This window comes from Streptomyces rubellus, assembly GCF_036323805.1.
Classification (GTDB): Bacteria; Actinomycetota; Actinomycetes; order Streptomycetales; family Streptomycetaceae; genus Streptomyces.
In genome coordinates this window covers 105703-131622 of the sequence record NZ_JAZDCX010000006.1, presented here as the reverse complement: position 1 = coordinate 131622, position 25920 = coordinate 105703, and the positions used below count along the sequence as shown (strand labels likewise).

24 protein-coding genes and 1 pseudogene are annotated in these 25920 nt (G+C 70.7%); 11 read left to right on the top strand and 14 right to left on the bottom strand.

Annotated elements, in window-relative coordinates; genetic code table 11:
• The first annotated feature begins 29 nt into the window (after positions 1 to 29).
• The gene (locus V1L54_RS09040) at positions 30 to 1046 is read left to right on the top strand and encodes a restriction endonuclease (RefSeq protein ID WP_330117382.1); all 1017 of its coding nucleotides are present in this window, start codon (positions 30 to 32) and stop codon (positions 1044 to 1046) included.
• 147 nt (positions 1047 to 1193) lie between these two features.
• On the opposite strand, the gene V1L54_RS09035 is transcribed toward V1L54_RS09040, so the two are convergent.
• Complete coding sequence (locus tag V1L54_RS09035; RefSeq protein ID WP_330117381.1) at positions 1194 to 1652, bottom strand: GNAT family N-acetyltransferase; 459 nt, start codon at positions 1650 to 1652, stop codon at positions 1194 to 1196.
• Positions 1653 to 1689: 37 nt separating this feature from the next.
• Positions 1690 to 1968, bottom strand: a complete 279-nt coding sequence (locus V1L54_RS09030; protein ID WP_330117380.1) for a cupin domain-containing protein — start codon at positions 1966 to 1968, stop codon at positions 1690 to 1692.
• Positions 1969 to 2188: 220 nt separating this feature from the next.
• On the opposite strand from V1L54_RS09030, the gene V1L54_RS09025 reads away from it, so the two are divergent.
• Positions 2189 to 2680 carry a MarR family winged helix-turn-helix transcriptional regulator gene (locus V1L54_RS09025; protein ID WP_330117379.1) on the top strand — a complete coding sequence of 164 codons (492 nt, stop codon included), beginning with the start codon at positions 2189 to 2191 and terminating at the stop codon, positions 2678 to 2680.
• Between the two features lie 62 nt (positions 2681 to 2742).
• Positions 2743 to 3252, top strand: a complete 510-nt coding sequence (locus V1L54_RS09020; protein WP_330117378.1) for a VOC family protein — start codon at positions 2743 to 2745, stop codon at positions 3250 to 3252.
• Here the strand turns inward: V1L54_RS09020 and V1L54_RS09015 are convergent.
• The 4 genes and pseudogenes from V1L54_RS09015 to V1L54_RS08995 all read right to left on the bottom strand — a co-directional run bounded on the left by V1L54_RS09015 (position 3225) and on the right by V1L54_RS08995 (position 5793).
• The gene (locus tag V1L54_RS09015) at positions 3225 to 3914 is read right to left on the bottom strand and encodes a helix-turn-helix domain-containing protein (RefSeq protein WP_443076564.1); all 690 of its coding nucleotides are present in this window, start codon (positions 3912 to 3914) and stop codon (positions 3225 to 3227) included. The genes V1L54_RS09020 and V1L54_RS09015 overlap by 28 nt on opposite strands.
• 40 nt (positions 3915 to 3954) lie before the next feature.
• Entirely contained in the window at positions 3955 to 4401 is a 447-nt protein-coding gene (locus V1L54_RS09010; protein WP_330117376.1) for a YunG family protein, read from the bottom strand.
• Positions 4402 to 4678: 277 nt separating this feature from the next.
• Positions 4679 to 5163 (bottom strand): annotated as a pseudogene (locus V1L54_RS09000) (DJ-1/PfpI family protein); the annotation flags it as partial.
• 234 nt (positions 5164 to 5397) lie between these two features.
• On the bottom strand, positions 5398 to 5793 hold the full coding sequence (locus V1L54_RS08995; RefSeq protein WP_330117374.1) for a RidA family protein: 396 nt from the start codon (positions 5791 to 5793) through the stop codon (positions 5398 to 5400).
• Between the two features lie 136 nt (positions 5794 to 5929).
• Here V1L54_RS08995 and V1L54_RS08990 point away from each other — a divergent pair, with 136 nt between their 5' ends.
• Entirely contained in the window at positions 5930 to 6904 is a 975-nt protein-coding gene (locus V1L54_RS08990; protein ID WP_330117373.1) for a helix-turn-helix transcriptional regulator, read from the top strand.
• A gap of 636 nt (positions 6905 to 7540) precedes the next feature.
• Here the strand turns inward: V1L54_RS08990 and V1L54_RS08985 are convergent.
• The gene (locus tag V1L54_RS08985) at positions 7541 to 8116 is read right to left on the bottom strand and encodes a CGNR zinc finger domain-containing protein (RefSeq protein ID WP_330117372.1); all 576 of its coding nucleotides are present in this window, start codon (positions 8114 to 8116) and stop codon (positions 7541 to 7543) included.
• 103 nt (positions 8117 to 8219) lie between these two features.
• On the opposite strand from V1L54_RS08985, the gene V1L54_RS08980 reads away from it, so the two are divergent.
• Positions 8220 to 9392 (top strand): epoxide hydrolase family protein, encoded by a 1173-nt coding sequence (locus tag V1L54_RS08980; protein WP_330117371.1) that lies wholly within the window; start codon positions 8220 to 8222, stop codon positions 9390 to 9392.
• 141 nt (positions 9393 to 9533) lie between these two features.
• Here V1L54_RS08980 and dnaB read toward each other — a convergent pair whose 3' ends face one another.
• A complete protein-coding gene (gene dnaB / locus V1L54_RS08975; protein ID WP_330117370.1) occupies positions 9534 to 12371 on the bottom strand; it encodes a replicative DNA helicase in 2838 nt (945 codons plus the stop codon).
• A gap of 482 nt (positions 12372 to 12853) precedes the next feature.
• Here dnaB and V1L54_RS08970 point away from each other — a divergent pair, with 482 nt between their 5' ends.
• Entirely contained in the window at positions 12854 to 14200 is a 1347-nt protein-coding gene (locus V1L54_RS08970; RefSeq protein ID WP_330117369.1) for an MATE family efflux transporter, read from the top strand.
• Between the two features lie 160 nt (positions 14201 to 14360).
• Here V1L54_RS08970 and rplI read toward each other — a convergent pair whose 3' ends face one another.
• The 4 genes from rplI to rpsF form a co-directional block, all read right to left on the bottom strand.
• Positions 14361 to 14807, bottom strand: a complete 447-nt coding sequence (rplI, locus tag V1L54_RS08965; protein WP_330117368.1) for a 50S ribosomal protein L9 — start codon at positions 14805 to 14807, stop codon at positions 14361 to 14363.
• Between the two features lie 18 nt (positions 14808 to 14825).
• Positions 14826 to 15062, bottom strand: a complete 237-nt coding sequence (gene rpsR, locus V1L54_RS08960; RefSeq protein ID WP_027765513.1) for a 30S ribosomal protein S18 — start codon at positions 15060 to 15062, stop codon at positions 14826 to 14828.
• 80 nt (positions 15063 to 15142) lie between these two features.
• Positions 15143 to 15715: a single-stranded DNA-binding protein gene (locus V1L54_RS08955; RefSeq protein WP_330117367.1), complete on the bottom strand. Its 573-nt coding sequence runs from the start codon at positions 15713 to 15715 to the stop codon at positions 15143 to 15145.
• Between the two features lie 128 nt (positions 15716 to 15843).
• Entirely contained in the window at positions 15844 to 16134 is a 291-nt protein-coding gene (gene rpsF / locus V1L54_RS08950; RefSeq protein ID WP_100200859.1) for a 30S ribosomal protein S6, read from the bottom strand.
• Between the two features lie 312 nt (positions 16135 to 16446).
• Between rpsF and V1L54_RS08945 the strand changes: the two genes are divergently transcribed.
• From V1L54_RS08945 to V1L54_RS08935, 3 genes are all read left to right on the top strand, one after another.
• The gene (locus tag V1L54_RS08945; protein WP_330117366.1) at positions 16447 to 16764 is read left to right on the top strand and encodes a hypothetical protein; all 318 of its coding nucleotides are present in this window, start codon (positions 16447 to 16449) and stop codon (positions 16762 to 16764) included.
• A 155-nt stretch (positions 16765 to 16919) separates the two neighbouring features.
• On the top strand, positions 16920 to 18038 hold the full coding sequence (locus tag V1L54_RS08940; protein ID WP_330117365.1) for a lipid II:glycine glycyltransferase FemX: 1119 nt from the start codon (positions 16920 to 16922) through the stop codon (positions 18036 to 18038).
• Between the two features lie 77 nt (positions 18039 to 18115).
• Positions 18116 to 19147 (top strand): alanine racemase, encoded by a 1032-nt coding sequence (locus V1L54_RS08935; protein ID WP_330117364.1) that lies wholly within the window; start codon positions 18116 to 18118, stop codon positions 19145 to 19147.
• A gap of 158 nt (positions 19148 to 19305) precedes the next feature.
• Here V1L54_RS08935 and V1L54_RS08930 read toward each other — a convergent pair whose 3' ends face one another.
• Positions 19306 to 20388, bottom strand: a complete 1083-nt coding sequence (locus V1L54_RS08930; protein ID WP_330117363.1) for an inositol-3-phosphate synthase — start codon at positions 20386 to 20388, stop codon at positions 19306 to 19308.
• Positions 20389 to 20450: 62 nt separating this feature from the next.
• The gene (locus V1L54_RS08925) at positions 20451 to 21062 is read right to left on the bottom strand and encodes a PadR family transcriptional regulator (protein ID WP_100200854.1); all 612 of its coding nucleotides are present in this window, start codon (positions 21060 to 21062) and stop codon (positions 20451 to 20453) included.
• A 464-nt stretch (positions 21063 to 21526) separates the two neighbouring features.
• Between V1L54_RS08925 and V1L54_RS08920 the strand changes: the two genes are divergently transcribed.
• Together V1L54_RS08920 and V1L54_RS08915 are read left to right on the top strand one after the other, a co-directional pair.
• Positions 21527 to 24178 carry a transglycosylase domain-containing protein gene (locus V1L54_RS08920; protein WP_330117362.1) on the top strand — a complete coding sequence of 884 codons (2652 nt, stop codon included), beginning with the start codon at positions 21527 to 21529 and terminating at the stop codon, positions 24176 to 24178.
• A gap of 129 nt (positions 24179 to 24307) precedes the next feature.
• Entirely contained in the window at positions 24308 to 25864 is a 1557-nt protein-coding gene (locus tag V1L54_RS08915; protein ID WP_330117361.1) for a glycosyltransferase family 87 protein, read from the top strand.
• Positions 25865 to 25920 lie beyond the last annotated feature (56 nt).

Below are 25920 nucleotides of genomic sequence, written 5' to 3'. Positions count from 1 at the left end.
GGGGCGACGCCCGACCGGAGGAGAAGGCGATGCTGAACGAGAGCGTCCTGCTGGAGTCGAGGTCGCTGCGTGAGAGCGTGGTGGACCGCACGGAGGCGCTGGACAAGGTCAAGGTGCTCTCCGTCCTGCCGGACGGATTCCATGTCACCACCCAGATGGTGGCCGACTACTTCGAGGTGGGGCTCAAGGCCGTCACGTCCCTGGTGGTGGACAACAGGGAGGAACTGGAGAGCAACGGCTACCGGGTTTTGACAGGTACAGAACTGAACTCCTTCAAGGAGTTCTGTCAGGTCCAGTCGCGCACAAGGTCACAGGCGGTCTTCTCCCGGCGCACCGTCCTCAACGTCGCGATGCTGCTGCGCGACAGCATCGTCGCACGTCAGGTGCGTGCCTACCTGCTGGACGCGGAGCGGGGAAACAATCCACAGCCTGTGGACAACCTGGTTCGCGTCCACGCCGACATCGACCTCGCCGCTCTGGACGAGCGCATCACCCGCATCAGCGCGGAGACCACGGGCCGGATCATCGGCCGGACGGTCGTCCCCATGCTGAACCACCTCATCGACGCCTTCGGCGAGCAGCGCCGCGAACTGGCCGGGATCCGCGAGGACCTCGACGACGTCAGGCGCACCCTGCGCGGACGGCGGCCGGTGGCCGCGGCGGCGGCCCTGGACGCGATGGACCGGCGGGAGTTCACGGACCAGGTGGCCGGGCTGTGCCGCCGTGACGGCTGCACCGTGCTCGGTGCCGACGGCGACAGCGACAGCCGCCTGGGCGCGGACCTCGTCGGCCACACCGCCGGCGGGCGGCGGCTGGCGGTGCGGTACGAGCGCCCCGCTCCGCACCGGGCGGTGGGAGGCGAGGAGATGCGGAAGTTCGCCGAAGCGGCGAAGGCGCGGTACGGGGCGGAGGTCCGCCTGTCCGTCACGACCTCCGCCTTCACCCCCGCCGCACTGGAGCTGGCCGGCCGCCACGGGATCACCACCGTGCACCGCGAGCTGCTGGAGGCGTGGAGCGCCGGAGCGACGCTCCGGGTGCTGCGCTGACGGCCCGCCGGCCGCACCACCGCCGCAGCGCCGCACGAAAGCCCGAAGTCGCAAGTAGAGGTTGCGGCTTCGGGCTCGTGCAGCCTAGTGGCTGTCAAACGTCCGGCACACCCGGAACGCGCAGAACGCCCAGGACGCTCAGGACGCTCAGAACACAAGCTTGAACCCGACGTGCGAGGCGGTGAACCCCAGTCGCTCGTAGAAGCGGTGGGCGTCGGCGCGGGTGGCGTCGGAGGTGAGCTGGACCATGGCACAGCCCTGCCGGCGAGCCTCCTCGACGGCCCACCCGACCAGCCGGGTGCCCAGTCCTGAACCGCGCTCGCCGGCGTGGACACGGACGGCCTCGACGAGGGCGCGGCTCGCCCCGCACCGCGACAGTCCGGGGATGACGGTGAGCTGGAGCGTACCGACGACCCGGCCGTCACCGGCACGCTCCGCGACGACCAGGTGCTGCTGCGGGTCGGCGGCGATGCGCTTCCAGGCGGCGCGGTACGGGGCCAGGTCGCCGGGCGACTCCCGCCGGGCACCCAGTGGGTCGTCGGCGAGCATGTCCACGATGGCGCGCAGATCGTCCGCCGCGGCGGGCCGTATGCCGATGTCGCTCATGACCGGCACCCTACGTCCAACCCTCCCGCGGCAAACGTCATTCGGCCCAGGGCAGCCGGACGCGCTCCCCGCTCCCCGCCACTTCGACGGTGGCCCCGCAGGCCATGGCCACCAGGGCCTCGGCCTCCGTACCGGCGTCCCCGGCCCCGGCCGCGCCTCCGGCCGCGCGGATCCGCCGTACGGCACCGGCCGGTACGGTCACCGCCTGCCCGGCGGCGGCGGTCCCGGTGCGCTCGCCGACGGTGAACTCCAGGACCCCGGAGGTCACCGTCCACACCTGCTCGCGGTCGACGGTGAACTCCAGGACCCCGGGCACCGGGCGTCATCCGCACCCGCCGGACGCTCAGCTCGCCGCTGCCCGGGCTGGGGGCGGCGAGTCTCGTCATGGTGGCGTTGGGGGTGGTGACGTCCAGCCCGGGGGAGGGAGTGGTGATGTGCACGGCTGCTCCTCGGTTCCTGTGTTCGGCGACATGTGAGTCAAGCTGCTTTACTCGGACTGCAAGGAGAGTAAAGCAACTTGACTCACATGTGTCACCATGTCTCCCGTGGACAACAGCGACGACCCCCTCGCCCGAGCGGAACTGCTCTACCTGTTCGGCATGGCCTTCCAGCTCCTGCTGGCCGAGTTCAACCAGCAGCTGGCCGAGGCGGGGTACGCCGACCTCCGCCCCGTTCACGGCCTCGCCTTCCAGGCGCTGGGCCGGCGCGGCGCCACCAGCAGCGAGCTGGCCGAACGGCTGGGAGTGTCCAAACAGGCCGCGGGCCAGCTCGTCGACGACCTGGAACGGCGCGGTTATCTGCGCCGCGAACCCCACCCGGCGGGCGGGCGGCGGAAGCTGGTGACGCTGACCGACCGGGCCCAGGAACACCTGGCCGTCGCCGGACGCGTCCTCCACCGGCTGGAAGCCGAACTGGCCGGCCGGATGGGCGCGCGGGACGGTGAGCTGACCGCCGTGCGCGGGTACCTGGCCCGGCTGATCCGCGAGATGGCCCCGGAGGGGCCGCCGCCACTGCGCCCGGTGTGGTGACCCCGGCCCGAGCCCGCCGAACCGACCGAGCCCACCCGGTCCGCCGAACCCGATTCCGCCGGATGTCCGATTCCTTCAAGACCCCAGGCCGCCCCGGCGTCCACCATGGCGGCATGGCACCTCGATTCGATCTCATCGGCCTGGTCACCGCCGACCTGGCCGCCTCGCTGGCGTTCTACCGCCGCCTCGGCCTGGACATCCCCGCCGACGCCGACGACCTGCCCCATGTGGAGGTCGCACTGCCCGGCGGACCGCGCATCGCCTGGGACACCGAGGAGACCGTCCGCTCCTTCGACCCCGGCTGGACCCCGCCCCGCGGCGGCGGCCGCGTCGAACTGGCCTTCCGCTGCGACGACCCGGCCGACGTCGACGAGCAGTACGCCGAACTGGTCCGGGCCGGGCACCCCGGACACCTGGCGCCCTGGGACGCCGTGTGGGGGCAGCGCTACGCCGTCGTCCTCGATCCCGACGGCAACGCCGTCTCCCTCTTCGCGCCCCTGCCCGAGGACCGGTCCGGCACCCGGCCCGACGCTCAGTCCGGTACTCAGTCCGCCAGCAGCGCCGAGAGCTGAACCCCGGCCAGCGCCCTGACCTCGCGTGACAGATGCGCCTGGTCGGCGTACCCGGCCCGGGCCGCGACCGACGCCGCCGGCACCCCGGCGCGGGCCAGGCGCAGCGCACCGTCCAGCCGCAGCACCCGGGCCAGCGTCTTGGGCCCGTACCCGAAGGCCGCCAGCGAGCGGCGGTACAGCTGCCGCTCGCTCAGGCCGACCGCGTCCGCCACCGCCGCGACGCCCGCCCCGGTGCGCAGCCGCTCCACCACCGCCCGCACCGGCGGGTCGTCCGGCGTCCGGCGCAGCCGTCCCACGGCCACCTCCTCCAGCACCCGGGCCGGATCCGGCGCCCCGGCCACCCGTTCGGCCAGCTCCCGCACCTCGCGCTCCGGCCAGAGGGCGTCCAGCGGCACCCGCGCGTCACGCAGCTCGTTCGCCGGTACGCCCAGCACCCGCGGCCCGGTGCCGGGCGCGAAGCGCAGGCCCACATAGCCGGTGCCGGGGGACTCGCCTGTCAGCTGGGCCCGGGTGTCGGGGCCGGCCACCAGCAGCCCGCCGACGGTCCAGATCAGATCCGTGCACCCGTCCGGCAGCACCCGCACCCGGCGGGCGTCCGGCAGCGCCTCCCGGCGCCACACCACCGCGCCGGCCACCCGCCGCGAGCACCACTCCTCGTACACCCCGCCGGCAACTCCCTTCACGCCCCGTACGGCGGCCCGCTCACCCGGCCGACGGCACCGACGGTATCTCCGGCACCCCCGGCAGCGGGCCGAGCCGCTCCGCGACCCGGCCGCGCAGCAGCAGGTACTCCGCCCGGCGGCGGTGCGACGACCCCACGGGCCGCTCGACGCCCCGCGCCCCGGTCACCGTCTCGCCCCGGCGGAACTGCTCACGGGTCAGATCGAGCTCCACACCGCTCGGCAGCCGGTTCCACCAGTGGTGGCCCTCCTGCCGGCCCTCGTGGAACACCTCCCCGACCACCAGCTCACCGCCGAACAGGTCGTGGACGACCAGGGCGGTGATGTCGCAGTGGCCCCAGGCCGGGTTGTCCGGACTCCACTCGATACGGGTGACGTCCGAGGAGCAGCAGGTGTCGGCGGCCCAGCTGCCGCGCAGGGCACGGTCGAGATCGGCGAGAGTCCACGGAGCCCCCGGGTGCGATGTCATGCCGGCAGCATGACACCGGCCACTGACACTCCCCCGCCCACCGGCCTCAAGGCCGCGCCCCCGTGCCGCCGGGGCCGGTGGGGTACAGCACCTGCGGGGCGCCCCACTCCGTGAAGGCCGCCACCGCACCGGCCGGTGCCGCGGCGCCCGGCACCGGGCCGGACTACCGGAGAACGAGCCGGCTCTCGGCCCGGAGCCTGCCGACGAGCGCGGCGGGGGCCTTCTGCGGCGAGCCCGCGTCGTACGGCGGCCGGGGGTCGTACTCGGTCATCAGCTGGACGGCCTGCGCGTGCTCGTCGCCGGCGATCCTGCCGACCAGGGCGAGGCCCATGTCGATCCCGGCGGAGACCCCGGCCGCGGTGATGAACCCGCCGTCCACGACGACGCGTTCGCCGGTCGGCTCGGCGCCGAACGCGGCGAGTTCGCCGAGGGTCAGCCAGTGCGAGGTGGCGCGGCGGCCCTTGAGCAGCCCGGCGGCCGCGAGCAGTCGACCAGCCGGGGGTCGGGGCGGCGGGTGCCGCTGCCGCCCGGGACGAGCAGGGTGTGCGGCGCCCCGGCCCCGGAAGCCCCGGACAGCGCGCCGTCCGGGACGAGGGTGAGACCGCTCGAGGTACGGACGGGGGCGCCGTCGGGCGAGGCGGTGCGGAGCTCGTAGGGATCCCCGCTGTGGCGCCCGGCACCCGTGAACACCTCCACGGGGCCGGTCACATCGAGACTCTGCACGCCGTCGAAGAGGACGACCAGCACGGATTTCCGCGTCATGGCAGCCATCCTTCGCCCCGGCCGCGGTGGCCGCAATGACGAGCACCCCACCCTTCCTGCCATCCCGGGCCCGCCTGCCCGGGCCGCGGCCGGCCCCGCTCGGGACCGCCGCGGCCGGGGCGTACTCGGGTCCACGGACACCGCGGCGCTGACGTACGCCGAGCAGCAGGCGGGCCTCTGCCCACTGCTCGTGCAGGTCCGGCCGGCACCGGCAGCAGAGGCGGCGAGGTCACCTCACGCGACGGCGGTCCCCTCGAACTCGACCAGCTGGCCGGGGATCGCCAGCCGCGTCACCCCGAGCAGCGTGCTGGTCGGCGCCACCCCGGCGGCGCCCAACCGCGCCGCCAGTGCGCCGTAGTGCCGCAGGAGCAGATCGACGTCGGTCGTGTAGACGTTGAGCCGGACGAGGTTCGCGAGAGACATGCCGGCCTTGCCGAGCACGGCCTCCAGGTTGTCGGTGCTCAGCGCCAACTGCGCCGCCATGTCACCGTCGTGCCGGGGTCTGCCGTCCTCGCTCATCGCGGTCTGTCCCGAGATGTACAGGGACCGGGTGTGCCCGGAGACGACCTCGCCCTGGTTGAGTCCCCTCTCCACCGACCACGTCACCGGGTTGACCGCGGTTCGCTCCATTGCCGCATCAGCTCCATTCGGTTCACTGGGAGTACGTACGTCCACCGGCTCGGCAGCCGCCGGCCTCGGCGTCGTGTCGACGAGCCTCCCAACAAACCAGGACATCCCTGGTCACGTATTCCGATAAAGTCCTCGCATGCGCGCCGACCGGTTGGTCTCGCTGGTGCTGCTGCGTCAGCGCGGCCGGCTGACGGCGGACACGCTGGCCCGCGAGCTGGAGGTGTCCACCCGCACCGTGCTGCGCGACATCGACGCGCTGTCCACGGCCGGCGTCCCGGTCTACGCCGAACGCGGCCGGCACGGCGGTTTCGCGTTGTCGCCCGGTTTCCGGACCGAGCTCACCGGTCTGAACCACGACGAGGTCCTTGCCCTGCTGGCCGCCGGACCAGGACGCGGCGAGCGGGTGTTCGGCCTCGGCTCGGCGTTCGCCTCGGCCATGCGGAAGGTCGTCGACGCGCTGCCCGAAAGCCACCGGACCACCGCGAGCGACGCGGTCCAGCGTTTTCTCGTCGACCCGGAGACCGACCTGCTCTCGCGTCGGCTGGTCACCGAGGAGGTGCCCGGCACCACGATGACCGAGGTCCGGCGCGCGGTGCTCGCCGGACACAAGCTGCGCATCCACTACGCGGCCGCAGGCCGGACACCGCAGTGGCGCACGGTGGACCCGATCGGCCTGGTCACCGTACGCGGCCGGGGCTACCTGCTGGCCACGAGATCCGGTGAGGACCGCACCCATCGGCTGTCGCGGGTGCTGGCCGCCGAGGAGCTCCCCGAAACGGCACAGCGGCCGGACCGGGTCGATCTGGACCGGATCTGGCGGGAACGCTCCGCACGGTTTCTCTCCGGCGACCGCATCACCGTGCTGGTACGGGTGGACCCGGTGCGGCGGGAGGACCTGCTGGACACCGCGCTGGCCGTCCGCACGGAGGAGCCCGACCCCGACGCGGACGGCCGGCTGCGGCTGGAGGTGACCTTCCAGGACCCACGGCACGCCGAATGGGCGCTGTGGCAGCTCGGCACGGACGCGGAGGCCCTGGCCCCGCAGTCGTTGCGCACCTCCCTGCGCAATCGCGCCGCCGCGGTCGCCGCCCGCTACAAGGACTCCCCCTGAGAGCGAGATGCCGTCCCGCTCCGGACGACCGGGCGGTAGTTCGTCTCACCCCCCTCGTCCCCTGGGCCGGAAGAAGGCCACCGCAGACGGGAGGGACACCGGAGACGCGAGCCTGCAAAGGGTTGTGGGTTCTCGGCTTCGCTGTCAGGTGGAATCTCTGTGACCTGCGGTTCTTCTCGCTGTCTCAGGCCATGTCGCCGAGTTGCTGTCTCAGGAACGCGTCACTTCCTCAGCCCCGAGTTCGAGGAACATGAGGACCTCGTCGCGGCCGTCACCCGGTCCGAGTCGAAGCGCTCCCGGCCGGCGCCGGATCTCCTTCCAGCCGAGCCGTCCGTGGAAGGTCTCCAGTCCAACCACGGCGTGTGCTGCCAGGGGCAGCCGTTCAAGCCCCATCTCGTCACGAGCGACAGCGTGGGCTTCCTTCGTCAGGGCGATGCCGATGCCCTGCCCACGCCTGCCGGTGCGAGTTCGGACGTGGTGGAGGGTTCCCCAGTGGGTGATGAGGGCGAAGGTGTCACGACGTACGTATCCAGCCCACCGGGTCGTCTCCGTCCAGGACCATCAGGAGGCGGCAGGTTCGAGGGGCGGGGTTTTCGCCGCAGGCGTGGGGACCACTCGGATGTACCGAGGTAACGGTCACTCCGCTGATCTGGAGTTTTTGCGCCGGTTGGCATTGAAGCGCGCCTTCTTCTGACGATTCCCGCATGTGTTCATGTCGCACCATTTGCGGGTGCGGCTCTGACTGGTGTCGAAGAAGGCAGCTCGGCAGGTTGGCGATGCGCACAAGGCCAGTCTTCCGTCTCGTTCGCCTGCGATGATGCTGATCGCGTCGGCGGCGATCACACTGAGGGCGTCTTCCACACGGGAAGCCGAGCTGAGCCGCCATCGCCGCTTGCCCTCGGGCGTCAGGATCGCCGCCGCCCGACCCTGAGCGCTGCAGTCATTGATGACCTGGACAGCGGACGCAGGGAGAGCGTCCTGGGTCGCGGCCGCTGTCGCGGCGGCGTGGATCGACTCCCTCAGCTCTCGAGCCAGTTCGAGCTGGGCGGTAGTGCAGGAGTCCACGGCGAGGCCGTACACCGCCAGCCAGTCGACGAGTCGGTGCGGCGTGGGAATGCGCTCCACAGCGTCGCCATGACGCTCCGACAGAGTCCCCGTGAAGCTGGTCGCCAGCACGGTACCGAGGCGAAAGTCAGGGAAGTCAGCACGCATGGAACCACCTTAGCCGGTTGCGCTCAGACGTGAAGGCATAGTAGAACCGTCATAGCCGGTTCACTGCAGGCCGTAGCCGGTTCCGCGATGGCCAGGAGGTCTCATGCCCCGTCCAACCAGCGACGTGCAAGCATTTGAAGCCCACGCAACTGACGCCGACCTCGACGACCTGCGCGCGCGACTGGCCGCGGCGCGGCTGCCGGAGGCCGAGACGGTCCATCGCGCCGCGCCCGGCCCCCGCCGATGGGAACAGGGCGTTCCGCTCGCCGACCTCGTTGATGTCGTGAACTACTGGCGCACCGGGTACGACTGGCGGTCGTTCGAGGAGCGCATCAACCGAATCGGCCAGTTCCGCACGACCATTGACGACCTGGGAATCCACTTCCTGCACCGCCGATCCGCGCGTGCGGACGCCACTCCTCTGATCATGACTCACGGCTGGCCAGGCAGCATTGCCGAGTTCATCGATGTGGTGGACGAGCTGGCAGATCCGGAGGATGCGGACGCGCCGGCGTTCCACGTCGTTGCCCCGTCGCTGCCAGGCTTTGGTTACAGCGACAAGCCGGCCACCACCGGATGGGGGACCGAAAAGATCGCGGCCGCATGGGTGGACCTGATGGGAAGGCTCGGCTACAGCAAGTTCGTAGCCCACGGCGGCGACTGGGGAGGGAATATCACCACGGTTCTCGGCGGCAGGTTCCCCGCGCACGTTCTCGGCATCCACACATTGTTCGCGGAGGCGCCTCCCGGATTGACAACGGACGGGCTGACGGCAGTCGAGCGCAGGTGGACCGAGGAAACCCGCGATTTCTGGCGTCACCGCGCGGCGTACGCGAAGCAGCAGGCGACCCGACCGCAGACCATCGGCTACTCGCTCGTCGACTCACCGGTCGGGCTTCTTGCCTGGATCCTCGACAAGTTCGCCGAGTGGTCGGACACCGAGGACAGCCCGTTCGAGACGATTTCCAGAGACCGCGTTCTCGACGACGTCACCCTGTACTGGCTGACGCGGACCGGCGCATCGGCGGCCCGCATTTACTACGAAAGCCACAACTCGCTGGACCCCGAACTACGGGTCGACGTCCCGTCAGCAATCACAATGTACCCCCGCGACATCGAGAAGTGTCCGCGCTCCTGGGCACAGGAGCGGTACCGACAGATCGTCCGATGGAGGTCACCCGAAAACGGGGGACACTTCCCGTCGCTGGAAGTTCCCGAGTTTTTCGTCAAGGACCTGCAAGAAGGCCTCGCGGCAGTGCTGGCCGCTAATCGGTGAACGCGACGGGGTTCCGGCACTCGAGCACCGCCTGATCCGGCTCAAGGCGTTGCCCAACGGCTTCCAGACCGAGCTCACCGAGACGGCAGAACGTGGTCAGACAGGACGCGGCGAAGATTCTGAGGCCCTACGGGACGCCGGTCAGGTCTGGGCCATGTCCACGAAGCGCGAGTAGTGCCCCTGGAACGCCACCGTGATCGTCGCTGTCGGACCGTTGCGGTGCTTGGCCACGATCAGGTCCGCCTCGCCCGCCCGCGGGGACTCCTTCTCGTAGGCGTCCTCACGGTGCAAGAGAATGACCATATCGGCATCTTGCTCGATCGAACCGGATTCACGAAGATCCGAGACCATCGGCTTCTTGTCCGTGCGCTGCTCCGGGCCGCGGTTGAGCTGGGAGAGCGCGATCACCGGCACCTCCAGCTCCTTGGCCAGCAGCTTGAGATTCCGGGACATCTCCGAGACCTCCTGCTGCCGGCTCTCGGGACGGCGCGAGCCGCCCGACTGCATCAGCTGGAGGTAGTCGATGACGACCAGCCGCAGGTCGTTCCGCTGCTTCAGCCGGCGGCACTTGGCGCGGATCTCCATCATCGTCAGGTTGGGCGAGTCGTCGATGTACAGCGGCGCGCCCGTGACCTCCGGCATCTGGCGCGCCAGCCGGTTCCAGTCCTCGTCCGTCATGCTGCCCGACCGCATGTGGTGCAGCGCCACCCGCGCCTCGGCCGACAGCAGACGCATCGCGATCTCGTTGCGCCCCATCTCCAGCGAGAAGATCACACTGGGCAGGTTGTTCCTGATGGAACAGGCCCGGGCGAAGTCCAGGGCGAGGGTGGAGTTGTGGACGACGATGCCGTCCGCGACGAAGTTGTGTGTGCCGTCGACCGTCAGGTCGTAGACCTCGGCCTCGCCGTCCGGCACCACGGACACCACTTCGTCCCACCAGACGTCCGAATCGGCGATGTCGAGCAGCACCCGGGACTCCAGGGCCTTGCCGAGCTCCGTCAGCCGGGAGCGGCTGACCCGCTGCCCCACACGCCAGTTGTGGTTGCGCGGACGCCCCGCACGGGTGCTGACCTCGGCCCAGCTCATCCCGCCCTTCTCCGCCTTGATCACGTCCCAGACCTCGCCCGGGACCAGATCGAGGTTCGGCCGGGAGGCGCGCTCCCCGGAACTCTCCAGGACCTCGGCGAGCTGCCGCTCCTTGGAGAAGATGCCGACCCGGGCGGCGAAGGCCCGGATCTGGTCCAGGTCGTGGATGAGTACCTGGAAGACCGGCCGCCGCTCACCCCGGTACCCGACGGTCCGGCGAACCACCTGTGCCACGACGCCCAGCCGCAGCAGAAGCTGCGCCACATCGTGCGCCAGCCGCTCGCTGACGGTGCCGTAGCCGATCTGGGGCTGGTTCCCGGGCTTCGAGACGCATGCCCAGCCGTCCGTGGCGTAGAGACGGGAGAGGAAGAGCGCGATCTGCCGTTCGGGAAGCCGGAAGAACACCTCGGGGACGAACTTGTCGTGGCTTCCCCGACCCGTCAGCCCCCACTCGTCCAGCCGGGCGGTGAGCTGGTTGCCGCCCAAAGCGGCGGCGGCGAAGGTCAGCCGTGAGGGGTGCTCGTGAGCTCCTGTCCCACGGTCGGCGCAGTCACGGTCACCGCATGCCCGGGGAACACCGTGGGCCACCCGCAGCAGCAACTGCCGGGCCCAGACACCGGCGTCCGCGCGCACGGCCGCCGAACAGGCGGTGAGCCGGGGCGTGGGGCCCTCGAGGCTGCCGTCGCCCAGCAGGTAGGCCGTCAACGCCACCAGCGCGCTCGGCAGTTCGGCGGACGGCCCGGCGGGAAGCTCGCGGGCGACGGCGATCCGGTCCCCCGGCCGCAGCTCCTCCAGTGGGACCCAGCCGCGCAGCGTGCGGAACGGGTGGTTGGGGGTGGCGGAGATCGCACGGCCCAGTCGGGTGGTCAGCCGCAGGACCGCGCGGCGGCCGTTGGGGATGAAATCCGAGGGCCGGACGCCGCGCAGCTTCCAGTCGTCCCCGAGTGTGTGGACCTCCAGTTGCTCACCGGCTCGGCCGCGGCGGACGAACTCCGCCACGGTGATGCGCTCACCCGTACGCGCCTCGACCAGTTTCGTCCGGCTCGTAACGCACTTTCCCATCGCGGGCCGTGCCGCGATGACGATCATCTGGCCCGGGTGGAGCCCGTTGGTGAGGGAGTCCAGATCGGTGAAGCCCGTCGGGACGCCCGACATCTGTCCGCTGCGCGAGCCGATCGCCTCGATCTCGTCGAGCGCGCCCTCCATGATGTCGGCCAGCGGGAGGTAGTCCTCCGCGGTGCGCTGCTCGGTGACGGCGTAGATCTCCGCCTGGGCGGAGTTGACGATCTCGTCGACGTCGCCGTCGGCCGCGTACCCCATCTGGGTGATGCGGGTGCCCGCCTCGACCAGCCGGCGCAGGACGGCGCGCTCGTGGACGATCTCCGCGTAGTACTGGGCGTTGGCGGCGGTGGGGACCGTCTGCACCAGGGAGTGAAGGTAGCCGGGGCCGCCGACTCTGGAGATCTCGCCGCGTCTGGTCAGCTCGGCGGCGACCGTGATGGGGTCGGCGGGCTCGCCCTTGGCGTACAGGTCGAGGACGGCCTGGTAGATCGTCTCGTGGGCCGGTTTGTAGAAGTCCTGGCCCTGGAGGGTCTCCACCACGTCCGCGATGGCGTCCTTGGACAGCAGCATGCCGCCGAGGACGGACTGCTCGGCGTCGAGGTCCTGCGGGGGCAGGCGCTCGAAGGAGCCCATCGGGCCCGCCGCGCCGGACGGGCCCGTCGGCCAGGCTTCGGGGCCGTGGTCGTGGCGGTCGGGCCGGTCGTGGCGGTCGCCGTCCGGTGCCGGGCCGCGGTGCCGGCGGGAGGCGGGCAGGTGGTCTCCCGGTCCGGCGCCCGCCGTGCCGGGCGCGTAGCCGGGTGCCGGGCTCTCGACGTGCTCGGGCTGCGTCATCCCGCCACCTCCTCCCGTTCCTCTCGCCGTGCCCCTCATTCCTACGGCACGGCTCTGACAGTCGGCCCCCGGACCGGCCCCTCCCGGCTGCCGGCCGGTCACGGCGAGCCGGGCACGCCGGACACACCGAACACACGGCGAAGCGGAGGGGAACGCGGGGCGGGCGCCGGACCACGGTAGGGCTGTGGAAGGCCGGAGCCAACTCGGTTATCCACAAGCTGTGTGGATGACTCGGCGGAGCCTGTGGAGAAGTCGGCGATTCCTGTGCACGAGGCGGGGGACGGAGCTGTGGAGAAGTCGGTCCCCTGTCTTGTACACAGCCTCTGAGCTGCTGTTTCGCCGTCCACCGGCTGTGCAGGAGAAAAACTTTCCCCGCGGGGGTGAGGTGGCGACAAACGGCGCAGAGGATCTCACCCCGGGTAAGCACGTGTAAGAGTCCGGCGCGGCTTGCAACTGTTACTTGTGGATGTTTGGATCGGACCATGACACAAGCGCCGCCCGCCGCCGACCGCGCCTCGGCACGCCGCCACGACCGCGAGATCGTCTCGCTGGCGCTCCCCGCCCTCGGCGCGCTCGTCGCGGAGCCCCTGTTCGTCATGGCCGACAGCGCGATCGTCGGCCATCTCGGCACCCCGCAGCTCGCCGGGCTCGGGGTCGCCGCCACCCTGCTGACGACGGGCGTGAACGTCTTCGTCTTCCTCGCCTACGGCACCACCGCCGCCGTCGCCCGCCGGCTCGGGGCCGGGGACCTGTCCGCCGCGATCCGTCAGGGCATGGACGGCATCTGGCTGGCGCTGCTGCTCGGCGCGGTGGTGGTGGCCGCCGTGCTGCCGGCCGCTCCCGCGCTGGTCGACGCCTTCGGGACGTCGGACACCGCCTCGCCGTACGCCGTCACCTATCTGCGGATCAGTGCGCTGGGCATTCCGGCGATGCTCGTCGTGCTCGCGGCCACCGGGGTGCTGCGCGGGCTCCAGGACACCCGGACCCCGCTGTACGTGGCCGTCGGCGGCTTCTCCGCCAACGCCGTGCTCAACGTGGTGCTGGTCTACGGCGCCGGGCTGGGCATCGCCGGCTCGGCCTGGGGCACGGTGCTCGCCCAGTGCGCGATGGCGGCCGTCTACCTGACCGTGGTGGTCCGGGGCGCCCGGCGGTACGGGGCCTCGCTGCGGCCGGACGCCGCCGGGATCCGGGCCAGTGGCCGGGCCGGGGTGCCGCTGCTGGTCCGCACGCTGTCGCTGCGCGCCGTGCTGGTGATCGCGACGGCCGTGGCGGCGCGGCTGGGGGACGCCGAGGTGGCCGCCCACCAGATCGTGCTGACCCTGTGGACGCTGCTCGCCCTCGCCCTCGACGCGATCGCCATCGCCGGGCAGGCGATCATCGGCCGGTATCTGGGCGCGGGGGACGCGGCCGGGGCGCGGGCGGCCTGCCGCCGGATGGTGCGCTGGGGCGTGGTGTCCGGGGTGGTGCTGGGGGTGGTGCTGGTCGCCGTACGGCCGCTGCTGCTGCCGCTGTTCACCCCGGACACCTCGGTGCACGACCGGCTGACGCCCGCGCTGCTGGTGGTGGCGGTGACCGCGCCGGTGGCGGGGGTGGTGTTCGTGCTGGACGGGGTGCTGCTGGGCGCGGGCGACGGGCCGTATCTGGCCTGGGCGATGCTGCTGACACTGGTGCTGTTCGCGCCGGTGGCGCTGGCCGTGCCGGCGCTGGGCGGCGGGCTGACCGCGCTGTGGTGGGCGGTGGGCGGACTGGCGATGGCGGTCCGGCTGGTCACCCTGTGGCTGCGGGCCCGCTCGGGGCGCTGGATCGTCACCGGGGCGGTACGGGCCTGACCTGGCGGCCGGCGGTGGAGCGTTCCGGGAAACGCCGTGGGGAGCACGACGGGGAACGCCGCAGGGCCGCGACCCCCGCCGTGCGGGGATCGCGGCCCTGCTTACGTACCGCTCGGTACCGCCTGCCGGTCCGCGGGTGCCGCGGATCCGGAGCCGGCCGTCAGGCGGCGCCGACCTCGACGCCGACCTTGGCGCTGACCTCCGGGTGGAGGCGGACCGTCACCTGGTGCGAGCCCAGGGTCTTGATCGGCGAGCCGAGCTCGATGCGGCGCTTGTCGACGTCCGGGCCGCCCGCGTTCTTCACCGCCGAGGCGATGTCGGCCGGGGTGACGGAGCCGAACAGCCGGCCCTGCTCCCCGGCACGGACCTTCAGGCGCACCGTGAGGCCCTCGATCCGGCCCTTGATCTCGTTGGCCTGCTCGATCGTGGCGATCTCGTGGATCTTGCGGGCGCGGCGGATCTGCTCGACGTCCTTCTCCCCGCCCTTGGTCCAGCGGATCGCGAATCCGCGGGGGAGCAGGTAGTTGCGGGCGTACCCGTCCTTCACCTCGACGACGTCGCCGGCGTTGCCGAGACCGGAGACCTCGTTGGTCAGGATGATCTTCATGATTCGGTCATCCCTTCCTTAGCGAGCGGTCGAGGTGTAGGGCAGCAGCGCCATCTCACGGCTGTTCTTCACGGCCGTGGCGACGTCGCGCTGGTGCTGGGTGCAGTTGCCGGTGACCCGGCGGGCACGGATCTTGCCGCGGTCGGAGATGAACTTCCGCAGCAGGTTCGTGTCCTTGTAGTCGACGTACTTGATCTTTTCCTTGCAGAACACGCAAACCTTCTTCTTCGGCTTGCGAGCAGGCGGCTTCGCCATTGTCTCTCTCCGTTTGATTCAAGAAGTTCTGTGCCGGTGGACACCGGTGAGCACAGCCCTCCCCGGTCCTCGCGGACCGGTCAGAAGGGCGGCTCGTCCGAGTAGCCACCACCGGAGCCACCGGAGCCGCCGCCCCAGCCGCCGCCACCGCCCTGGCCGCCGCCGGCCGGGGCACCCGTGGCCCACGGGTCGCCCGCGGGGGCGCCGCCCTGCTGGCCGCCGCCGCCCTGCTGACCGCCGGGGCCGGCGGGACCGCCGCCCCAGCCGCCGCCACCCTGGCCACCGCGGCCGGTGGTCTTGGTGACCTTGGCCGTGGCGTTGCGCAGGCTGGCGCCGACCTCGTCGACGTCCAGCTCGTAGACCGTGCGCTTGATGCCCTCGCGGTCCTCGTACGAGCGCTGCTTGAGACGGCCCTGCACGATGACGCGGGTGCCCCGGGTGAGGGACTCGGCGACGTTCTCGGCCGCCTGCCGCCAGACCGAGCAGGTCAGGAAGAGGCTCTCGCCGTCCTTCCACTCGTTGGTCTGGCGGTCGAAGGTGCGGGGGGTGGACGCGACGCGGAACTTCGCGACCGCCGCACCGGAGGGGGTGAAGCGCAGCTCGGGGTCGTCGACGAGATTGCCGACGACCGTGATGACGGTCTCGCCTGCCATGGGTGAACCTCTCGGCGGGTGCTGCTGGCTGCTGGTGGTGCTGTGAGGGCGCCACAGGGGTCGGACGCCCTCGACTCCGGTGGGCTACCGGTTCCCGTTCGGATCCGCTGAGCCCGCCGGGCGGGTGCTCAGTGGGTCTCGGGGCGGAGGACCTTGGTCCGCAGAACCGACTCGTTCAGGTTCATCTGACGGTCGAGCTCCTTGACGACCGCGGGCTCGGCCCGCAGGTCGATGACCGAGTAGATGCCCTCGGGCTTCTTGTTGATCTCGTACGAGAGACGACGACGGCCCCAGGTGTCGACCTTCTCGACCTTCCCGTTGCCCTCGCGGACGACGGAAAGGAAGTTCTCGATCAGCGGGGAGACAGCGCGCTCCTCGAGATCGGGGTCGAGGATGACCATCACCTCGTAGTGACGCATGTGGAACCCACCTCCTCTGGACTCGGCGGCCACGGTCGTTCCGTGGCAGGAGGGTCTTGATGCGTGAAACCGTTCGACACGGTACCGGCCGGCACCGACATTCCCGGGGGCTTTCCCGGAGACGGCACGAGCCGGGCGGACACCGCGCGGACAGTACACAGTACCCGCCGCGGGACTCCGGTTGAAATCCGGTGGACATCAGCCGCAATCTGGACAGAGGGGATGTGGACGGCGCCGCCCGGCGCCGCGCCCCGTACACGCATGATCCGGGCTCTCCGGGCGACCCGGGGACACGTCGGCAGGAGGTGCCCCATGGCGCAGACGGTACGGCGGAGGAAAGCGCTCTCCACGCTCTCCTCGGTCCTCAACAGCGACGGCCGGGCCCATCCGGTCGAGAACCGCCTCGTCGCGGCGACGGCGGTGCTCGCCCTGGTGGCGGTCGTCACGGCCTTCTTCCCGGGGCTGCACGTCATCACGTCCTGGGCCGGACTGCTGGGCGTGGTCGCCGGCGGCTGGGGCCAGATGATCTCGGCGACCACCGAGGAGCGGTTCGTGCTGGTCGTCGGCATGGTGGCGGCAGCACTCGGGTTCTTCGTCGGGATGTGGAACGGCGGTCTGGTCGGCGGCTGACAGCCGGCCCGCGGGCGCCCGGCGGGCAGCGGACGGGCGGACGGAACGCGTCCTTCCGGCCCCCGGCCCGCGCCCGCCGGATCGCAGCGGGGCTCCTTCCGGCCGCAGTAGGCTTCGCGCCAGACCCTGCGAAGTACGCCGGAGGAGCGCCCCGTATGAGCTTGACCCTGAGGACGATCAGTCGCGAGCAGCACCTGGCGTATATCCGGAGCCTGCCCTCGGCCAGCCACATGCAGGTCCCGGCGTGGGCGGACGTGAAGGCCGAGTGGGGCTCGGAGAACCTCGGCTGGTTCGACGCGAACGGTGAGCTGGTCGGGGCCGGCCTGGTGCTGTACCGGCAGTTGCCCAAGGTCAAACGCTATCTGGCCTATCTGCCCGAGGGGCCGGTGATCAACTGGTTCGCGCCGAACCTGGAGGAGTGGCTGCGCCCGATGCTGGCGCATCTGAAGGCCAAGGGCGCGTTCTCGGTGAAGATGGGCCCGCCGGTGGTGATCCGGCGCTGGGACGCCGCCGCGGTCAAGTCGGGCATCCAGAACCCGGACGTCAAACGGCTGCGGGACGTGGAGGCCACCCACATCGAGCCGCGCGCCTTCGAGGTCGCCGACCGGCTGCGCCGCATGGGCTGGCAGCAGGGCGAGGACGGCGGCGCCGGCTTCGGCGACGTGCAGCCGCGCTACGTCTTCCAGGTGCCGCTGGAGGGCCGGACGCTCGACGAGGTGCACAAGGGCTTCAACCAGCTGTGGCGGCGCAACATCAAGAAGGCCGAGAAGGCGGGCGTCGAGGTCGTCCAGGGCGGCTACGACGATCTGCCCGCCTGGCAGCGGCTGTACGAGGTCACCGCCGAGCGCGACCGGTTCCGGCCCCGTCCGCTGGCGTACTTCGAGCGGATGTGGAAGGCGCTGAACGCCGAGGACCCCAACCGGATGCGCCTGTACTTCGCCATGCACGAGGGCGAGGCGGTGGCCGCGGCCACCATGCTGATCGTGGGCGGACACGTGTGGTACTCCTACGGCGCGTCGGCGAACCACAAGCGGGAGGTCCGCCCGTCGAACGCCATGCAGTGGCGGATGCTCCAGGACGCCTACGCGCTCGGGGCGAGCGTGTACGACCTGCGCGGCATCAGCGACTCGCTGGACGACGGCGACCACCTCTTCGGTCTGATCCAGTTCAAGGTGGGCACCGGCGGGCAGGCCGCGGAGTATCTCGGCGAGTGGGACTTTCCGCTCAATAAGCTGCTGCACAAGGCGCTCGACATCTACATGTCGCGCCGCTGACGCCCGACTCCCCCGTGCGTTCGGCGGATCTCCTCCGGGAGGACCTGCCGGACCGACGAGAAAGGTTCCCTACGTCCATGGCGCTCTCCCTCTACGTCGACACCGAACGCTGGCGGGCGCACCAGCGGACGGTGCTGCAGCAGTTCCCGGGCCTGGTGCCGGTCTGCAAGGGCAACGGGTACGGCTTCGGCCACGAGCGGCTGGCCGAGGAGGTCACCCGGTTCGACTCGGACGTCATCGCGGTGGGCACCACCTACGAGGCCGCCCGCATGAAGGACTTCTTCAGCGGTGACCTGCTGGTGCTCACCCCCTTCCGGCGCGGTGAGGAGCCCGTGCCGCTGCCGAGCCGGGCGATCCGCACGGTCTCCTCGGTGGACGGGGTGAACGCGCTGGTGGGGGCGCGGGTCGTCATCGAGGTGATGAGCTCGATGAAGCGGCACGGGGTGCTGGCGGAGGACCTCGGCAAGCTGCGCGCCGCGATCGACGACGTCCGGTTGGAGGGCTTCGCGATCCATCTGCCGCTGGACCGCACCGACGGCACCGACGCGGTGGACGAGGTCATCGGCTGGATGGACCGGCTGCGGGCCGCCCGGCTGCCGCTGGAGACGATGTACGTCAGCCATCTGAAGCCGGAGGAGTTCGAGCGGCTGCGGCTGCAGTTCCCCCAGACCCGGTTCCGGGCCCGGATCGGGACGCGGCTGTGGCTGGGGGACCACGGGGCGACCCAGTACCGGGGCTCGGTGCTGGACGTGACGCGGGTCGCCCGGGGCGACCGGTTCGGCTACCGCCAGCAGAAGACGCCGGGGGACGGCTGGCTGGTGGTCGTCGCGGGCGGCACCTCGCACGGGGTGGGCCTGGAGGCCCCGAGGAACGTGCACGGGGTGACGCCGCGGGCCAAGGGCGTGGCGCGGGCCGGGCTGGCGACGGTCAACCGCCATCTGTCGCCGTTCCTGTGGGACGGCAAGCAGCGCTGGTTCGCGGAGCCGCCGCACATGCAGGTGTCGATCCTGTTCGTGCCGGAGGAGGCGGCGGAGCCGCAGGTCGGCGACGAGCTGCCGGCGACCCTGCGGCACACCACGACGCTGTACGACCGGCTGGTCGAGCACTGAGCCGCCCGTACCGCGCACGGACACGGCGAGGGGCCCGGACACATCGTGTCCGGGCCCCTCGCCGTTCACCGGCGGTCACCCACGGCCGCGGTGCGACCGCGCCGGCCGTACGGCACGCGGCCGCCGTGTTCCCGCCGGCGCCCGTCGGCCGTGTTCCGTCAGTGGTCCACCTCGCCGCGGATGAACTTCTCCACGTTCTCCCGGGCCTCGTCGTCGAAGTACTGGACCGGCGGGGACTTCATGAAGTACGAGGAGGCGGAGAGCACCGGGCCGCCCACGCCGCGGTCCTTGGCGATCTTCGCGGCGCGCAGGGCGTCGATGATGACACCGGCGGAGTTGGGGGAGTCCCAGACCTCCAGCTTGTACTCCAGGCTCAGCGGGACGTCGCCGAAGGCGCGGCCCTCCAGCCGGACGTAGGCCCACTTGCGGTCGTCCAGCCAGGCCACGTAGTCCGACGGGCCGATGTGGACGTTGTTCTCGCCCAGGTCGCGGTCGGGGATCTGGGAGGTGACGGCCTGGGTCTTGGAGATCTTCTTGGACTCCAGGCGGTCGCGCTCCAGCATGTTCTTGAAGTCCATGTTGCCGCCGACGTTGAGCTGCATCGTGCGGTCCAGGACGACACCGCGGTCCTCGAAGAGCTTGGCCAGCACGCGGTGCGTGATGGTGGCGCCCACCTGGGACTTGATGTCGTCGCCGACGATCGGGACACCGGCCTCGGTGAACTTGTCCGCCCACTCCTTGGTGCCGGCGATGAAGACGGGCAGGGCGTTGACGAAGGCCACCTTGGCGTCGATGGCGCACTGCGCGTAGAACTTCGCGGCGTCCTCGGACCCCACCGGCAGGTAGCAGACCAGGACGTCGACCTGGCGGTCCTTGAGGACCTGGACGACGTCGGCCGGCTCCTCGGCGGACTCCTCGATCGTCTCGCGGTAGTACTTGCCCAGCCCGTCCAGGGTGTGACCGCGCTGGACGGTGATCCCGGTCCTGGGCACGTCGCAGATCTTGATGGTGTTGTTCTCGCTGGCACCGATGGCGTCGGCCAGGTCCAGGCCGACCTTCTTGGCGTCCACGTCGAACGCGGCCACGAACTCGACGTCCGAGACGTGGTAGTCACCGAACTGCACGTGCATCAGACCCGGCACGCGGCTCTTCGGGTCGGCGTCCTTGTAGTACTCGACGCCCTGCACCAGCGAGGCGGCGCAGTTGCCCACGCCGACGATGGCTACGCGAACCGAACCCATTGGCGGTTGCTCCCTGTGTTTTCTCAGTGATTCTCGACGAGGACCCGCGGCGCTGCGGACCCTCACTTGGTGGTGTCGTCGGACGGATCGGGCGGGGTGTCCCCCCGGTGCTGATCGCGCCCTACCCGCTCGCTCTCGATGAGCTCGTTGAGCCAGCGGACCTCGCGCTCCACGGACTCCATGCCGTGCCGCTGGAGTTCGAGGGTGTAGTCGTCCAGGCGCTCGCCCGTACGGGCCAGGGAGGCGCGCATCCTGGCCAGGCGCTCCTCCAGACGGCTGCGGCGGCCTTCCAGCACCCGCATCCGTACGTCCCGCGAGGTCTGGCCGAAGAAGGCGAAGCGGACGCCGAAGTGCTCGTCCTCCCAGGTGTCCGGTCCGGTCTGGGCGAGGAGCTCCTCGAAGTGCTCCTTGCCCTCGGCCGTCAGCCGGTAGACGATCTTTGCTCTGCGGCCGGCGAGTGCCGCGAGGGACTCCTCGGACGCCTCACCGGGCTCCTCGGCCAACCATCCCCGCTGGACCAGCGTCTTCAGACAGGGATAGAGGGAGCCGTAGCTGAAGGCGCGGAAGACACCCAGCGAGGTGTTGAGCCGCTTGCGCAGCTCGTAACCGTGCATCGGGGACTCGCGGAGCAGCCCGAGGACGGCGAACTCCAGGATGCCCGAACGTCTCCCCATCGCCGTCACCCCCTTGTCGCGTCTTGGTCGCGTCTTGTCTCGTCGTCTCGCGCGTCGTTCCGCGCACCGGCGGCCGGGCCGGTGCGCGGATCCTCCGTCGTCTCTCAGCTTATCTCTCGCCGATGTATCGAGTCGATACATCGTAGCGATAGCGCAGACGATAGAACGCCGGGATGTTCGCGACAAGAGGGGGGCGGACGGGGAGGGAGTGAGCGGTCTCACATCGCCGTTCCGGGGCAGCTCGCCCGTCCCCTTTCCGCCGAATACCGGCATTGGGACGTTTTGGAGCTGCGTAGTCTGTCCGCTGTGCAGAACGCCACCGGGAACCAACCAGTGCTTGAACGCGTCCTCGTCCCGGGTGCAGTGCGGCCAGTTCTGGGAACGTGGGCGGGCCGCACGCCGGGGGACCGGAAGTACACTGCCGCCTTCAGGCGCGAGCGCCTGCCCGAGGAGTAGTTGTTCCAATGAGTGAGCACCGTCGCAAACCATCCCAGTCACGTGGCCGGCGCGCCGCGCAGCCGCCGTCCGGCGGCCGGCGCGCCGCGTCGCCGCACGGCGGCGCCGCCCCCAGCTCCCACGGCATGCCCTCGGACCGCCCCCAGGGCGGCCGGGCCGAGGCCCGCCGGACGGCACAGCGCGCCGCCGGGGGCAGACGCCGGACCGCGCACGGCTCCACCGCGGCCGACACCGGCCGGGGCCGGGCACGGTCCGCCCCGCCGGGCCGGAAACGCGTCATCGACTATCCACGGGCGGGCAAACACGGCTGGCGGCGCTGGACGCCCTCCTGGAAACTGGTCAGCGGGCTCTCCGTGGCCTTCCTGGGCATGCTCGTCGGCCTGGTGGGGCTGGCGCTGTACATGGTGGAGGTCCCCAGCGAGGCGAACGCCGCGGCGCTCCAGCAGAACAACGTCTACTACTGGTCCGACGGCACGGTGATGGCCCGGGTCGGTGACACCAACCGGCAGAACGTCGAGATCGCGGACATCCCGCAGTCGATGCAGAACGCGGTCATCGCCGCGGAGAACGCCACCTTCTGGGAGGACCCCGGCTTCGACGTGGTGGGCATCGGCCGCGCGGTGGTCAACATGGCCACGGGCGGCAGCACCCAGAGCGGTTCGACCATCACCCAGCAGTTCGTGAAGAACACCTACCTGTCCCAGGACCAGACCATCACCCGCAAGGCGAAGGAACTGTTCATCTCCATCAAGGTCAACACCGACATGGAGAAGGAGGACATCCTCCAGGGCTACCTCAACACCAGCTACTACGGGCGGAACGCCTACGGCATCCAGGCCGCCGCCCAGGCGTACTTCGAGAAGGACGCCGCCGAGCTCGACCCGGCGGAGAGCGCCCTGCTCGCCACGGTGCTCAAGGGCGCCGACCTGTACGACCCGGCCGGCGGGGTGGGGCCGAACTCCAGCCCCAAGGAGAACCGCGAGCGGGCGATGGAGCGCTGGGAGTGGATCCTCGACCGCCAGGTCGAGGTGGGCCTGATGAGCCAGACCGAACGGGACAAGTACACCGAGTTCCCGGAACCCGCGCCCCGCAAGGCACAGGCCGGGCTGACCGGCCAGACCGGCTATCTGGTGGACATCGCCGCGGCCGAGGTGAAGAAGACCCTGGGCATCGACAAGCCGACGTTCGACAAGGGCGGCTACCAGATCCACACGACCTTCGACAAGAAGAAGACCGCCGCGATGGTCAAGTCGGTCAGCGTGGTCGAGAAGGAGTACATCGACGCCGAGAAGCGCCCGGACACGGACAAGTTCGTCCAGTTCGGCGCCGCCTCGGTGGAGCCGGGTACCGGGAAGATCGTCGCGCTCTACGGCGGCCCGGGCTTCGACAAGGGCCACTTCACCAACAACGCGAACACCCTCGGTGTCCCGGTCGGCTCCGTCTGGAAGCCGTTCGTGCTGGCCGCGGCCATGGAGCACGGCACGTACAAGAGCGAGGGCGTGGGCGTCTCGCCGAGCAGCGAGTACAACGGCGACAACAAGCTCAAGATCAAGAAGCAGGACGGCACCGACTACCTGGACAAGGAGGGCAATCCCTTCTACCAGGTCAACAACGCCGACAAGGACCACGGTTACATCACGCTGCGCCGGGCCATGGAGGTTTCGGCCAACACCCCGTTCGTCCAGCTCGGCATGGACGTCGGCATGGACAAGGTGAAGGCCACGGCGGCGGCCGCGGGTATCGAGGAGGACAGCTTCGACCCCAACCTCAACCCGTCCTTCGCCCTGGGCACCTCCACTCCCGGTGCCATCGAGATGGCCAACTCCTATGCCACTTTCTCCGCCTCCGGGACCAAGGTCGACACCTACTCGGTGACGAAGGTGGAGCACAACGGCGAGGAGCAGCCGGGCTTCGAGAAGCCCGCGAAGGAAACCTCGATCGACGCCAACATCGCCAACAACATCACCGACGTGCTGCGCGGCGTCATCGAGAAGGGCCACGGCACCGGCGAGGACGCCAAGGCCCTGGGCCGCCCCGCGGCGGGCAAGACCGGTACCACCGACGAGAACAAGTCCGCCTGGTGGGTGGGGTACACCCCGCAGCTCTCCACCGCGGTCACGATGTTCCGCACGGACCCGGACCAGGGCACGCTGCTCTCGATGAAGGGCGTCGGTGGCTTCGAATCCATCCACGGTGGCGAGCTGCCCACCGAGGTGTGGACGGCGTACATGAAGGACGCCCTCAAGGGCGAGCCCAAGGAGAACTTCCCCAAGGCCAAGCCCATCGGGAAGAAGATCGACCAGTCCGGCGCCCCGTCCTCGACACCGTCCCAGAGCGAGGAGCCCGAGTCCACTCCGTCCGAGACCGAGTCGGAGGAGGAGAAGGAGGAGGAGCCCAGCAGGCAGCCGGAGACCTCCCGGCCTCCGACGACGACGCCACCCACCGGTCCGGAGAACACCTGCCGGCCCGGCGACTGGCTCTGTGAGGACAACGGCGGCACCGAAGGCGGCAGCGAGGGCTCCGGCGAGACCGAGGGCGGCAGCGAGGGCACCGGCGAGACCGAAGGCGGCACCGAAGGCACCGGCGACACCAACGGGAACGCCAACAGCGGCAACGGCGGCTTCCCAGGAGGAAACTGGGGCGGCGACGACGGCGGCTGACCGTCGCGGGACGGAGGACCGGTCGCGTCTCCCGTCTCCGGGAGCCGGGCCCGTGGCCCCGCGGAAGGCGGAAACCCGCCGCTCCGCGGGGCCACGGGCCCGTCCCCGTCATACGGCAGGATGGCCCCTATGACCATCGCGCGCCATGACCCCCCACCGGCACCGGTACGGCCCACCGAGCAGGACGAGGTCGCCGCCGCGGGCAGTGAGCTGATCGGCGGACCGGTCGGCAGGCGGGCGCTGACCGGCCGGTCCCGGTGGACACCGGTGCGGGTGGTCCTGCTGGTGGCGGTGGGGATGTTCGCGCTCGGCATGGTGCAGAAGCTGCCCTGCTACGACGGCGGCTGGTTCCACGGCGCCACCAGCCAGTATGTGCACGCCTGCTACTCCGACATCCCGCATCTCTACACCGGGCGCGGTTTCGCCGCCGACCTCACCCCGTACTTTGACCGCATCCCGCAGGACATCTCCGGCGGCATGGAGTATCTGGAGTACCCGGTGCTGACCGGGGTGTTCATGGAGGCCGCCTCCTGGCTCACCCCGCACGGCGGCGAGATGATGTACCGGCAGCAGATCTACTGGATGGTCAACGCCGGGATGCTGATGGTCTGTGCCGCCGTCCTGGCCGTGTGTGTGGCCCGTACCCACCGGCGCCGTCCCTGGGACGCGCTGCTGGTGGCACTGGCCCCGGCTCTGGCGCTGACCGCGACCATCAACTGGGACCTGCTGGCCGTGGCCCTGACCGCAGCGTCGATGCTGATGTGGTCGCGGAGCCGTCCGCTGGCCTCCGGGGTGCTGCTCGGGCTCGCGACCGCCGCCAAGTTCTACCCGTTCCTGCTGCTGGGGCCGCTGTTGGTGCTGTGCTGGCGCGCGGGCCGGTGGCGGGCCTTCGGAGTGGCGCTGGGCGGGACGGTGGCCGCCTGGCTGGCGGTGAACCTGCCCGTCATGCTGCCGGCGTCGGAGGGCTGGGGGAAGTTCTACACCTTCAGCCAGGAGCGGGGGGTCGACTTCGGTTCGTTCTGGCTGATCATCTCGCAGCGCACCGGTGACCCGCTGGACGGCGCCAACACCTACGCCGTCGTTCTGATGCTGCTGGGGTGCGCGGCGCTGTGCGTGCTCACCCTGAGCGCGCCCCGGCGTCCGCGGTACGCCCAGCTCGCCTTTCTGGTCGTCGCGCTGTTCATCGTGACCAACAAGGTCTACTCGCCGCAGTACGTGCTGTGGCTCATTCCGCTGGCGGCGCTGGCCCGGCCGCGCTGGCGCGACTTCCTGATCTGGCAGGCCTGCGAGGTCATGTACTACCTCGGCATCTGGTACTACCTCGCCTACACCGGCAGTGACGACAACCAGCACGGTCTGCCCACCGAGGGCTACCAGCTCGCCATCGTGATCCACCTGCTGGGCACGCTGTACCTGTGTGCCGTGGTCGTACGGGACATCCTCACGCCCGGACGCGACGTGGTCCGGCGGGACGGCTCCGACGACCCCTCGGGGGGTGTGCTCGACCACGCGCCCGACGTCTTCGTCCTCGGCCCCGGCCGACGCGGTCCGGGGGCACTCCGCGGTCAAACGCAGGACGGCGCTCACGGAGATCCCTGGCGCGACCCCTACCAGGGAAGCCCGGTGGGCCAGAAGCCCTCACCGGGGCCCTCAGCAGGATGGGAGTCACACCCCCGCCCGAACTGACCTGTTTCACGTGAAACGCCGTTTCACGTGAAACACCGGCTTCCATGAAGCGTCGA